Raw genomic sequence first — 11495 nt, 5'->3', positions numbered from 1 at the left:
AGCCATCCATCGTGTAGCGTGGTCGGGCTGATCAATTGGTCTAGGGAGTTTAGAGATGTCAGACCTTTCCGTGATGGTGGTGGGATGTGGTGATGTAGGCGGGCGTCTTGCCCGGCAGATGCTTGCGCGCGGCTGGCAGGTGAGCGGCCTGCGTCGCTCGGTCGGGCAGTTGCCTGCGGGGGTCGTGCCGGTGGCGGCGGACTTGTCCGAGCCATCGATCCCCGACGCCTGGCCGCAGCGCGCGCCGGACTACCTGGTGTATTGCGTGGCGGCCAGCCAGCACGACGAGGCGGGTTACCAGGCAGCCTATGTCGACGGTTTGCGCCATGTGCTGGGTTGGCTGGCCGAGCGCGGCCAACGCCCACGGCGCCTGCTGTTCGTGTCCAGCAGCAGCGTGTATGCACAGAAGGACGGCGAGTGGATCGAAGAAGGCGCGGCCACCGAGCCTGAAGGTTATTCCGGGCGGTTGATGCTGGAGGCCGAGCGGCTGGCGCTGGCCAGCGGCATCCCGGCCAGCGTGGTGCGCCTGACCGGCATCTATGGCCCCGGCCGCGAGTGGCTGCTCAGTCAGGTGCGCCAGGGCTACCGCGTGGCCGAGGAGCCACCGCTTTATGGCAACCGCATCCATGCCGAGGATGCCGCCAGCCTGTTGGCGTTCCTGTTGCAGGCCGATGCCGACGGCAAGGTGCTCGACGATTGCTACATCGGCGTCGACGACGACCCGGCACCGCTGGCCGACGTGGTGGCCTGGCTGCGGGCGTACATGGGGGTAACCGAGTGGTCGGATGAGCAGCGAGTGCGGCGTACCGGCAGCAAGCGCTGTAGCAATGCCCGGGCGCGGGCGTTGGGCTGGGCGCCGGTGTATCCGAGTTACAGGGAAGGCTATGCGGCCATCCTTGAGGGTAAAAACCAGCCTCAGGCCTGATGCGACCCCCTGTAGGAGCGGCCTTGTGTCGCGATGGGGCGCGCAGCGGCCCCAGGATTTCACAGGATTTCAGCGTCGCCGCTTAGAATGCCGGGGCCGCTGTGCGGCCCATCGCGACACAAGGCCGCTCCTACAGGGACCGCGCAGGTTTTCAGTCCAGTTCCAGCACCCACTGGCGCTTGCCGGCCGCCAACACTGGCATTTCATCCGGCTGTGCGCGGTTCACTGCCTGGAAGATCTCCAGCTTGTCGCCATCGCGCTTGAGGATGAACGGCGCGCCACGCTGGTTGCGCTCCAGCCACAGGCTGTCATTGCTGCCACCCATGGTCGCGCAGTCACCCGCCAGGCACAGGGCGAAACGGTCTGGCCCCGGCAGGCCGGTGACGTTGCCGGTGTCGCCGAAGCGCACGCTGGCACCTTTGCCCTGGCCTTCGATGATCTTCCAGTTACCGCCCAGATAGGCCTGGTACAGGGCTTTCTCGAAGCTGCTGCCCAGTGGCGCATTGGTCGCCGCCGGTGCTTTGGCGCGCACGAAGGTCTGCTTGCTGCCGCTTTGATCGACCGCCTGCAGTTCGTCGCCATCGAGCGACAGCTGTTCGGTCTGGCCACCCTGGAAGCTGGCCTGCCATTGCTTGTCGATGGCGCTCAGCTGGCCGTCGGCCGCTTCGAAACCATTGCTGTAGCTGGCCTGTTGGCTGGCGACGTCGAGCTTCCACTCGAACACCGGCCCGTGCTCATTGAGCGCCTGACGCAGGCTGCCGCCCTTGACGGCCGCATTGATGGCGTCCTGGTTGATCCAGGTGCCGTTGAAATCTTCGGGTTTGTGGCTGGCGCAGCCGCCCAGAAGCAGGGCTGCCAGCGCGAGGGGCAGTGCTTGACGCATGACGGGGTAACCTTGCAGAGAAGGGAAGGTGACGGACAGGGCGCCCGTCACCGGGGGCATCATTCGATGACCAGGATGGCGTCCATTTCGACCTGGGAGCCTTTCGGCAGTGCGGCAACGCCGATGGCGGCGCGGGCCGGGTAAGGCTGCTCGAAGTAGCGGCCCATCACCTCGTTGACCTTGGCGAAGTGGCTCAGGTCGGTGAGGAAGATGTTCAGCTTGACGATGTCCTTGAACGAACCGCCAGCGGCTTCAGCCACGGCCTTGAGGTTCTCGAACACCTGTACGGTCTGGGCTTCGAAGCCTTCGACCAGTTCCATGGTCTTCGGGTCCAGCGGGATCTGGCCCGACATGTACACGGTGTTGCCGGCCTTGATCGCCTGCGAGTAGGTGCCGATGGCGGCAGGGGCCTTGTCGCTGTTGATGACGGTCTTGCTCATGATGACTCCTTGCGGTTGGCGGACTACGTACGCATGCGGGTGATGCGGACCACACCGGTCAGGGTACGCAGCTTCTTGATCACACGCGCCAGGTGCACGCGGTCGTGCACGCTGACCACCAGTTGGACCACGCTGATACGGCCGTCGCGTTCGTCCATGCTGATCTTCTCGATGTTGCCGTCGGCGGCGTTGACACTGCTGGCCAGCAGGGCAATCAGGCCGCGCTGGTGCTCCAGTTCGACACGCAACTCGACATTGAATTCACCGGTGATGTCCTTGGCCCAGGAGAGCTGTACGCACTTCTCCGGGTTGTGGCGGATTTCACTGATGTTGCGGCAGTTTTCCAGGTGCACGACCATGCCCTTGCCGGCTGACAGGTGGCCGACGATCGGGTCGCCCGGGATCGGCGTGCAGCACTTGGCGTAGCTCAGCACCAGGCCTTCGGTACCGCGGATCGCCAGCGGGCCTTCCGGTGCCGGCAACTGCTCGCCTTCGGCCGACAGCAGGCGGCGCGCGACCACGTAGGCCATGCGGTTGCCCAGGCCGATGTCTTCGAGCAGGTCTTCGATCAGCTCCAGGCGGTACTCGGCGAGAATCGCCTGGATACGCTCCTGGGGGATCATCTCCAGGCTGCTGTCGAAGCCGGTGAGCACCTTGTTCAGCAGGCGTTCGCCCAGGCTGATGGACTCGGAGCGGCGCTGTTGCTTGAGTGCGTGGCGGATGTGCGTGCGCGCCTTGCCGGTAACCACGAAGTTGAGCCAGGCCGGGTTCGGCCGTGCGCCCGGGGCGCTGACGATTTCCACCGTCGAGCCGCTTTGCAGCGGTTCGGACAGCGGCGCCAGGCGGCGGTTGATGCGGCAGGCGATGCAGCTGTTGCCGACGTCGGTGTGCACCGCGTAGGCGAAGTCGACCGCCGTGGAGCCTTTGGGCAGCTCCATGATGCGGCCTTTGGGCGTGAACACGTAAACCTCGTCCGGGAACAGGTCGATCTTCACGCTTTCGATGAATTCCAGCGAGTTGCCGGCACGTTGCTGCAGCTCGAGGATGCCCTTGACCCACTGGCGGGCGCGGGCGTGGCTGCCCTTGGGCTGCTCGTCGTCGTTGGATTTGTACAGCCAGTGCGCGGCGATGCCGTTGTTGGCCATCTCTTCCATCTCGCGGGTGCGGATCTGGATTTCGATGGGCACGCCGTGCATGCCGAACAGCGTGGTGTGCAACGACTGGTAGCCGTTGGCCTTGGGGATCGCGATGTAATCCTTGAAGCGACCGGGCAGCGGCTTGTACAGGTTGTGCACCGCACCGAGTACGCGGTAGCAGGTGTCGACCTTGTCGACGACGATGCGGAAGGCGTATACGTCCATGATCTCGTTGAAGGCGCGGCGCTTGCCGCGCATCTTCTTGTAGATGCCATAGAGGTGTTTCTGCCGGCCGCTGACCTCGCCCTCGATGCCGTCGGCGGCCAGGCAGTTGGCCAGCGAATGCTCGATCTTGGCGACGATCTCCTTGCGGTTGCCGCGAGCGCTTTTCACCGCACGGTGGATCAGCGACGAACGCATCGGGTGCATGGCCTTGAAGCCGAGGTCCTCGAACTCCACGCGCACGGTGTGCATGCCCAGGCGGTTGGCGATGGGGGCGTAGATCTCGAGGGTTTCCTTGGCGATGCGCCGGCGTTTTTCGCCGGACAGCACTTCCAGGGTGCGCATGTTGTGCAGGCGGTCGGCCAGCTTGACCAGGATCACGCGGATGTCACGGGCCATGGCCATGGCCATCTTCTGGAAGTTTTCGGCCTGCGCCTCGGCCTTGGTCTCGAAGTTCATCTGGGTCAGCTTGCTGACCCCATCGACCAGCTCGGCCACGGTCTCGCCAAACTGCTGGCTGAGGGCTTCCTTGGCGATGCCGGTATCTTCGATCACGTCGTGCAGCATGGCCGCCATCAGGCTCTGATGGTCCATGTGCATGTCGGCGAGGATGCTGGCCACGGCCAGCGGGTGGGTCACGTAGGGCTCGCCACTGCGGCGGCGCTGCCCATCGTGGGCCTGTTCGGCGTAGAAATAGGCGCGCCGGACCAGGTTGACCTGTTCGGGGCCAAGATAGGTCGACAGCCGTTCGGCCAAGGCTTCTATACCCGGCATGGGTTCACCTCCTGCCGAGGAAGGGGGCCTTGCGCCGTGCGACGTCGACCTGGCATCAATCAGACAGCCTCGTTGTTCTCGTCCTCGAACGCGGCGAACACCGGATCCTCGGTGACGATCTCTTCAGCGGCGATGAACTCGTTGGTGACGATGCCTTCGGCGATTTCACGCAGGGCAACAACGGTCGGCTTGTCGTTTTCCCACGCAACGCGTGGCTCTTTGCCGCCGGTCGCCAGCTGGCGAGCGCGCTTGGTCGAGAGCATGACCAGCTCAAAGCGGTTATCCACGTGTTCCAGGCAGTCTTCAACAGTTACGCGGGCCATGGTCTTCCTCAGTAGCAATTGCGGTGGGCGTGCAGCCCAGTAATGGGCAGGCGGACTCGATAGTTTAAAAAATCACCAGCCAATAGGGAAGCGCTGTTTTGTCGGGTAGATCGGTGTGGAGTTCTTCGCGGGCACGCCCGCTCCCACAAGTCCTGCACAGTTCTCACCGCCGCCGCTTTACCTGTGGGAGCGGGCGTGCCCGCGAAAAGGCCGGAACAGACACTATCAATACTTGAACCTGACGATAACCTCAGAGCATCGCGTCACGCAACCGCGGGGTCAGCTCCTCGAACAGGGTCTGCACCGAGCGCAACGCCCGGCAGTCCGGCCGGGTCAGCAGCCACAGCTGGGTGTCGCAACCCGGCAGCGGCCCGCTCAGCGCATCCACCCCGGGCAGCGCGTGCACCATGTAGTCCGGCAACGCTGCCACGCCGAGCCCGGCCGTGACCAGCTGGGCGATGGTCGACATGCCGCTGCACTGGTAGCGCGGGCTCAAACCCGGGTGCTGCTGGTTGCGCCAGACCACCGTGGGGTGGTCCTGCATCGAGTCGTCGGGGGCGATCCACGGCACGCTGGCAGGTGACTCGGCCAGGCGCTCGCGCCACTGCGGTTGGCCGCAGACCACGTAGGAGGTGGACCCCAGGTTGCGGCCCACCAGGTGCTCCGGCGGCGTGTTGGTCAGGCGCAGGGCAATGTCGGCATCGCGCCGGCTGAGGTTGGCGAAGGTGTTGGAGGTGCCCATCTCCAGCGACAAGGCCGGGTAGTTGGGCATGAACTCGGCCAGCGCCGGCAGCAGCAGGCTGTGCATCACCGCCTCGGTACAGGTCAGGCGCACGGTGCCGCTGACCACCTGCTCGCCACTGGTCATGGCGATGCGCGCCGCCTCCAGCGCCTGCTCGGCGCGTTCGGCCTGCTCGGCCAGGGCCTGGGCGGTGTCGGTCGGCAGGTAGCCTTTGCGGCTCTTGACGAACAAGGCTGTGCCCAGCGCCGACTCCAGCCGACGGATCGAGCGGAACACCGTCGAAACATCGACCTTGAGCAACTCGGCAGCCTTGGCCAGCGAGCGGCCACGTTCCAGGGCCAGGACCAGGGAGAGGTCGGCATGGGTAATCTGATATTGCATTGGTGCACGCTCTGCTTGCCGAATTGCCAATGTCTGTTGCGTTTTGGCCATTTTATAGTGAAACGGCCCCCGAGAATCAATGCGCCCGGTCGGGTAACCAATCCCCACGATGGGAAAGTGAAAAGAACAACAGCTGCAACCATCGTCGCCCGTGAGGCGCCAGCCGTATCCCCCACATCGCCGCAGCAAATCAAAGGATGTACAGCCATGACGTCGGTAACCCCGTGCGCCAGTTCTTCCAGCGAGATGAATGACTTCCTCCAGGCCCATCCGGACACGCAGTACGTCGACCTGCTGATCTCCGACATGAACGGCGTGGTACGTGGCAAGCGCATCGAGCGGGCCAGCCTGCACAAGGTGTACGAGAAGGGCATCAACCTGCCGGCATCGCTGTTCGCCCTGGACATCAACGGGTCCACCGTCGAGAGCACCGGCCTTGGCCTGGACATCGGCGATGCCGACCGCATCTGCTTCCCGATCCCCGGCACGCTGTCGGACGAGCCGTGGCAGAAACGCCCCACCGCCCAGCTGCTGATGACCATGCACGAACTGGATGGCCAGCCGTTCTTCGCCGACCCGCGCGAAGTACTGCGCCAGGTGGTGAGCAAGTTCGATGACCTGGGCCTGGATATCTGCGCCGCGTTCGAGCTGGAGTTCTACCTGATCGACCAGGACAACCTCAACGGTCGCCCGCAGCCGCCGCGCTCGCCGATTTCCGGCAAGCGCCCGCAGTCGACCCAGGTGTACCTGATCGACGACCTCGATGAATATGCCGACTGCCTGCAGGACATGCTCGAAGCGGCCAAGGAGCAAGGCCTGCCCGCCGACGCCATCGTCAAGGAAAGCGCCCCGGCACAGTTCGAGGTCAACCTGCATCATGTTGCCGACCCGCTGAAGGCCTGCGACTACGCGATCTTGCTCAAGCGCCTGATCAAGAACGTTGCCTACGACCATGAAATGGACACCACCTTCATGGCCAAGCCCTACCCGGGCCAGGCAGGCAATGGCCTGCACGTGCACATTTCGTTGCTGGACAAGAAAACCGGCAAGAACATCTTCGCCAGCGACGACCCGCTGCAAAGCGACGCGCTGCGCCATGCCATCGGTGGTGTGCTGGAGACCATGCCGGCGTCGATGGCCTTCCTCTGCCCGAACATCAACTCCTACCGCCGCTTCGGCGCGCAGTTCTACGTGCCCAATGCGCCAAGCTGGGGCCTGGACAACCGTACCGTGGCAGTGCGCGTGCCCACCGACAGCAGCGACAACGTGCGCCTCGAGCACCGCGTGGCCGGTGCCGACGCCAACCCCTACCTGATGCTCGCGGCGATCCTCGCCGGTGTTCACCACGGCCTGACCAACCAGGTCGAGCCGCAGGCACCGATCGAAGGCAACTCCTACGAACAGCTGGAGCAGAGCCTGCCGAACAACCTGCGCGATGCCCTGCGCGCGCTGGACGACAGCGAAGTCCTCAACCAATACATCAGCCCGGACTATATCGATATCTTCGTGGCCTGCAAGGAAAGCGAACTGGCCGAGTTCGAAGTGTCGATTTCCGACCTCGAGTACAACTGGTACCTGCACACGGTGTAAGCCCATGAGCGCAAATGCGGTCCCCTTGATCGGTGTCAGCGCCTGCCGCCAGCAGGTGGGGAAGAACTCGTCGCATACGGTAGGCGACAAGTATGTCGAGGCGGCCGGCTTTGCCGGCTTGCCATTGATCCTGCCGGCCCGTGACGGGGGCAGCGACACGCAGGCGCTGCTGGCCCGTCTGCACGGCATTGTTTTTACCGGCTCACCTTCAAATATCGAACCGCATCATTACAATGGCGCCCCCAGCGCGGCGGGTACCCGGCACGATCTGGCACGTGATCGCCTGACCCTGCCGTTGTTGCAGGCGGCCATTGCCGCCGGTGTGCCGGTGTTCTGTATCTGCCGTGGCTACCAGGAATTGAATGTGGCCCTGGGCGGCAGCCTGCACCAGCGCGTGCAGGAACTGCCCGGCTACCTTGACCACCGTGAACCTGAGGACGCACCCCTGGAGGTGCAATACGGCCCTCGTCACCTTGTCGGCATCGAGCCTGGCGGGTTGTTCGAGCGCCTGGGCCTGGCGGCGCAATTCGAGGTCAACTCGCTGCACAGCCAGGGCATCGACCGACTGGCCCCGGGCCTGCGCGTCGAGGCACGGGCCCCGGATGGCCTGATCGAAGCGGTGTCCATGCCGGCGGCGCCGGGCTTTGTGCTCGGCGTGCAGTGGCACCCGGAGTGGCGATTTACCGAAAACCCGGTCTCGCTGCGCCTGTTCCAGGCGTTTCGCGAGGCCTGCATTGCCTACGCAATACGGGAGGGCGCACGGCAGGAGGCATTCTGACGTCACCCGAAGGTCTCGGATGACTTGTTCCCGGCAGCAAGCTTTCAATGAGTGAAAGCGGGCCTTGTACGCAAGGCCTGTGAAAACAATTCCAAAATTTACGGCAAATACTCATGAGCAATTACACAGAAGCCGGCCGCCCACCCGACGTGGCGGCCGACGCGGGCAACACCCAGCGCAGCAAGGGCCTGGCCACCGGCCGACTGGGCTTGCTGGCCAGCGTGGTGCTGGGCATTTCCACCATCGCCCCGGTCTACACCCTTACCGGTGCCCTTGGCCCGACCGTGCGTGAAGTGGGCGCGCACCTGCCGGCGGTGTTCATCGTCGGCTTCCTGCCGATGCTGCTGGTGGCCTTGGGCTACCGCGAACTGAACTCGGCGGAGCCGGACAGCGGTACTTCGTTTACCTGGTCGGCGCGTGCCTTTGGCCCGATGATCGGCTGGATCGGTGGCTGGGGCCTGGTGGTCGCCACCACCATCGTGTTGTCGAACCTGGCAGGGGTGGCGGTCGACTTCTTCTACCTGTTCCTTGGCCAGATAACCGGCAAGCATGAGCTGGCGGCCTTGGCCGACAACCTGCTCATCAACATAACCACCTGTTGCGTGTTCATCGCCCTGGCGGTGTGGATCTGCTGCCGCGGCATGACCACCACCATGACCGTGCAATACGGCCTGGTGGCCCTGCAGTTGCTGGTGCTGATCGGCTTTGCCTTTGCCGCTTTCGGCGAAACCACCGCGCCGCCACCGTTGGAATTCGATTTCGCCTGGTTCAACCCGTTCGGCGTCGAATCGTTCTCGGCCTTTGCCGCCGGGCTGTCGCTGTCGATCTTCATCTTCTGGGGCTGGGACGTGTGCCTGACTGTCAGCGAGGAATCGGTCGGCAGTGACGAGGTGCCGGGCAAGGCGGCCACCTGGACCGTGCTGCTGATCCTCGGCCTGTACCTGTTCACCGCGATTGCCACCCTGCAGTTTGCCGGTATCAGCGAACAAGGCCTGGGCCTCAACAACCCGCGCATCCAGGAAAACGTCTTCGCCCACCTGGCCGGTCCGGTCATGGGGCCGCTGGCGATCCTGATGTCCATCGCGGTGCTGGCCAGCACCGCGGCGTCGCTGCAGTCGACCTTCGTGTCACCGGCGCGCACCCTGTTGGCCATGGGTTACTACGGTGCGGTGCCGCAGAAGTTCGCCAGCGTCTGCCCTCGTTCGCAGACCCCGCGTTACGCCACCATCTGCGCCGGCGTGGCCGCGGGCCTGTTCTACGTGACCATGCGCACCCTGAGCGAGAACGTGTTGGCAGATACCATCACTGCACTGGGCATGATGATCTGCTTCTACTATTCGCTGACGGCCTTCGCCTGTGTCTGGTACTTCCGCCACAGCCTGTTCGACAGCCTGCGCCACTTCCTGATGCGCGGCTTGTGCCCGCTGGTGGGTGGGGTGATCTTGTCGGTGATCTTCGTGCGTACCGCCATCGACAGCGCCTCGCCGGACTTCGGCAGCGGCTCGCATGTGGGCGGGCTGGGGCTGGTGTTCGTGATCGCCGCGATCATCTCGGTGCTGGGGATCGTGCTGATGATGCTGTCGCGCCTGCGCGCGCCGGCGTACTTCCTGGGGGCTACCCTGCGTCAGCAGGCTACCTTGCCACTGCAGGAATAAGGCTGGGGGCGCTTCGCGCCCCATTCGCAGCACAAGGCCGCTCCTACAACAGCACGGCGTACGCCTTCCGATGTAGGAGCGGCCTTGTGTCGCGAAAGGGCCTCGAAGAGGCCCCGGCAATCTTCAGCCGATCATTTGCTTCAGCAATGCCGCATGACGCTGTTGCTGTTTCTTCAGCTGCAGGCGGTTCGAGCGGAACACTGCCTTCAAGTCTTCCAGCGCCACGTCGAAGTCATCGTTGATGATCACGTAGTCGTACTCGTCGTAGTGCACCATCTCGCTGACCGCTTCTTTCATGCGCCCGGCGATGATCTCTTCGCTGTCCTGCCCGCGGCCATCCAGGCGCTCGCGCAGGGCCTGCTGGCTTGGCGGCAGGATGAACACCGACAAAGCCTCGGGCATCAGCTTGCGTACCTGCTGGGCGCCTTGCCAGTCGATCTCCAGGATCAGGTCATTGCCCTGGTCGAGTACCTCTTGCAGCGCGCTGCGCGAAGTCCCGTAGAAATTGCCGAACACTTCGGCGTGCTCGAGGAAGTCACCCTTGGCGATCAGCCCCTTGAAGTCGTCATGGCTGACGAAGTGGTAGTTCACGCCGTGCTGCTCGCCCGGGCGCATGGCGCGGGTGGTGTGCGAGACCGAGACGCTTACGCGCTTGTCGGCCTTGATCAGGGCGGTGACCAGGCTGGTCTTGCCGGCGCCCGAAGGGGCCGAAACGATGTAGAGGGTGCCGCTGCTGTGGTTCATGGTCGGGGTGGCCTTACTCGATGTTCTGTACTTGTTCACGCATCTGTTCGATCAATACCTTCAGGTTGACCGCCGCTTGCGTGCTGCGTGGGTCGAAGGCCTTGGAGCCGAGGGTGTTGGCCTCGCGGTTGAGTTCCTGCATCAGGAAGTCCAGGCGCCGGCCGGCGGCGCCGCCACCCTTGAGCACTCGGCGTACTTCGGTGACGTGGGTGCTGAGGCGGTCGAGTTCCTCGGCCACGTCGCTCTTCTGGGCCAGCAGCACCATCTCCTGCTCCAGGCGTTGCGGGTCGAGTTCGGCCTGCATGTCGCCGAAGCGGTCGAGGATCTTCTGTCGCTGAGCTGCCAGCATCTGCGGCACCAGGGCGCGCAGGGTGGTGACTTCGCTGGCCATGTTGTCCAGGCGTTCGTTGATCAGCCGGGCCAGTTCCTGGCCTTCACGCTGGCGCCCGGCCTTGAGCTCGGCCAGCGCTTCATCGAACAGCGCCATGGCTTCGGTATTCAGTGCCTGCGGGTCGCTTGCGTCGGCCACCAGCACGCCTGGCCACGACAGCACCTCCAGCGGGTTCAGTGGTGCCGGCTGCTTGATCAGGCCGGCCACTTCCTCGGCGGCGGCAACCAGCTGCGCGGCGCGCTCGCGGTCCACCTTCAGCGGTTTGCCGTTGCTGTCTTCGTTGAGGCGCAAGGTGCATTCCACCTTGCCCCGCGACAGGCCCTGGCGCAGGCCTTCACGCACGGCGCCTTCGAGGTCGCGCAGGGCCTCGGGGAGGCGCAGGTGCGGCTCCAGGTAACGGTGGTTGACCGAACGCAGCTCCCAGACCAGGGTGCCTTGGCTGCCGGCGCGCTCGACACGAGCAAAAGCGGTCATGCTGTGCACCATGGGGAGTACCTCGCGTATATGAATG

The 11495-nt window shown here is 64.4% G+C and carries 11 protein-coding genes; 4 read left to right on the top strand and 7 right to left on the bottom strand.

What is annotated here, in order from left to right; all coding sequences use genetic code 11:
- Positions 1–55 precede the first annotated feature (55 nt).
- Positions 56–925: an SDR family oxidoreductase gene (locus C163_RS25555; RefSeq protein WP_025341118.1), complete on the top strand. Its 870-nt coding sequence runs from the start codon at positions 56–58 to the stop codon at positions 923–925.
- A gap of 151 nt (positions 926–1076) precedes the next feature.
- Here the strand turns inward: C163_RS25555 and C163_RS25550 are convergent, their stop codons facing one another.
- The 5 genes from C163_RS25550 to C163_RS25530 form a co-directional block, all read right to left on the bottom strand.
- The gene (locus C163_RS25550; protein WP_025341117.1) at positions 1077–1808 is read right to left on the bottom strand and encodes a hypothetical protein; all 732 of its coding nucleotides are present in this window, start codon (positions 1806–1808) and stop codon (positions 1077–1079) included.
- A gap of 59 nt (positions 1809–1867) precedes the next feature.
- Positions 1868–2248 carry a RidA family protein gene (locus C163_RS25545; RefSeq protein ID WP_003253379.1) on the bottom strand — a complete coding sequence of 127 codons (381 nt, stop codon included), beginning with the start codon at positions 2246–2248 and terminating at the stop codon, positions 1868–1870.
- A 23-nt stretch (positions 2249–2271) separates the two neighbouring features.
- Entirely contained in the window at positions 2272–4380 is a 2109-nt protein-coding gene (gene spoT / locus C163_RS25540; protein ID WP_013974799.1) for a bifunctional GTP diphosphokinase/guanosine-3',5'-bis pyrophosphate 3'-pyrophosphohydrolase, read from the bottom strand.
- Positions 4381–4439: 59 nt separating this feature from the next.
- Positions 4440–4703 (bottom strand): DNA-directed RNA polymerase subunit omega, encoded by a 264-nt coding sequence (gene rpoZ / locus C163_RS25535; RefSeq protein ID WP_003253383.1) that lies wholly within the window; start codon positions 4701–4703, stop codon positions 4440–4442.
- 250 nt (positions 4704–4953) lie between these two features.
- On the bottom strand, positions 4954–5826 hold the full coding sequence (locus C163_RS25530; protein WP_013974798.1) for a LysR family transcriptional regulator: 873 nt from the start codon (positions 5824–5826) through the stop codon (positions 4954–4956).
- A gap of 207 nt (positions 5827–6033) precedes the next feature.
- Here C163_RS25530 and C163_RS25525 point away from each other — a divergent pair, with 207 nt between their 5' ends.
- The 3 genes from C163_RS25525 (at position 6034) to C163_RS25515 (ending at position 9849) form a co-directional block, all read left to right on the top strand.
- A complete protein-coding gene (locus C163_RS25525; RefSeq protein WP_015272334.1) occupies positions 6034–7416 on the top strand; it encodes a glutamine synthetase family protein in 1383 nt (460 codons plus the stop codon).
- Positions 7417–7420: 4 nt separating this feature from the next.
- Positions 7421–8194 (top strand): gamma-glutamyl-gamma-aminobutyrate hydrolase family protein, encoded by a 774-nt coding sequence (locus tag C163_RS25520; protein ID WP_025341116.1) that lies wholly within the window; start codon positions 7421–7423, stop codon positions 8192–8194.
- Positions 8195–8307: 113 nt separating this feature from the next.
- Positions 8308–9849, top strand: coding sequence for an APC family permease (locus C163_RS25515; RefSeq protein WP_013974795.1), 1542 nt, complete (start codon positions 8308–8310; stop codon positions 9847–9849).
- A 123-nt stretch (positions 9850–9972) separates the two neighbouring features.
- Here the strand turns inward: C163_RS25515 and gmk are convergent, their stop codons facing one another.
- Both gmk and C163_RS25505 read right to left on the bottom strand, forming a co-directional pair.
- Positions 9973–10593: a guanylate kinase gene (gene gmk, locus C163_RS25510; protein WP_025341115.1), complete on the bottom strand. Its 621-nt coding sequence runs from the start codon at positions 10591–10593 to the stop codon at positions 9973–9975.
- Between the two features lie 13 nt (positions 10594–10606).
- Complete coding sequence (locus C163_RS25505; protein WP_025341114.1) at positions 10607–11470, bottom strand: YicC/YloC family endoribonuclease; 864 nt, start codon at positions 11468–11470, stop codon at positions 10607–10609.
- Between the last annotated feature and the right edge of the window lie 25 nt (positions 11471–11495).

Source organism: Pseudomonas sp. FGI182, assembly GCF_000511325.1.
Classification (GTDB): domain Bacteria; phylum Pseudomonadota; class Gammaproteobacteria; order Pseudomonadales; family Pseudomonadaceae; genus Aquipseudomonas; species Aquipseudomonas putida_Z.
This window is presented reverse-complemented; position numbering and strand designations above follow the sequence as displayed.

Coding starts and splice junctions, on each gene's coding strand:
- C163_RS25555 (WP_025341118.1), top strand. CDS start 56: ATGTCAGACCTTTCCGTGATGGTGGTGGGATGTGGTGATGTAGGCGGG.
- C163_RS25550 (WP_025341117.1), bottom strand. CDS start 1,808: ATGCGTCAAGCACTGCCCCTCGCGCTGGCAGCCCTGCTTCTGGGCGGC.
- C163_RS25545 (WP_003253379.1), bottom strand. CDS start 2,248: ATGAGCAAGACCGTCATCAACAGCGACAAGGCCCCTGCCGCCATCGGC.
- spoT (WP_013974799.1), bottom strand. CDS start 4,380: ATGCCGGGTATAGAAGCCTTGGCCGAACGGCTGTCGACCTATCTTGGC.
- rpoZ (WP_003253383.1), bottom strand. CDS start 4,703: ATGGCCCGCGTAACTGTTGAAGACTGCCTGGAACACGTGGATAACCGC.
- C163_RS25530 (WP_013974798.1), bottom strand. CDS start 5,826: ATGCAATATCAGATTACCCATGCCGACCTCTCCCTGGTCCTGGCCCTG.
- C163_RS25525 (WP_015272334.1), top strand. CDS start 6,034: ATGACGTCGGTAACCCCGTGCGCCAGTTCTTCCAGCGAGATGAATGAC.
- C163_RS25520 (WP_025341116.1), top strand. CDS start 7,421: ATGAGCGCAAATGCGGTCCCCTTGATCGGTGTCAGCGCCTGCCGCCAG.
- C163_RS25515 (WP_013974795.1), top strand. CDS start 8,308: ATGAGCAATTACACAGAAGCCGGCCGCCCACCCGACGTGGCGGCCGAC.
- gmk (WP_025341115.1), bottom strand. CDS start 10,593: ATGAACCACAGCAGCGGCACCCTCTACATCGTTTCGGCCCCTTCGGGC.
- C163_RS25505 (WP_025341114.1), bottom strand. CDS start 11,470: ATGGTGCACAGCATGACCGCTTTTGCTCGTGTCGAGCGCGCCGGCAGC.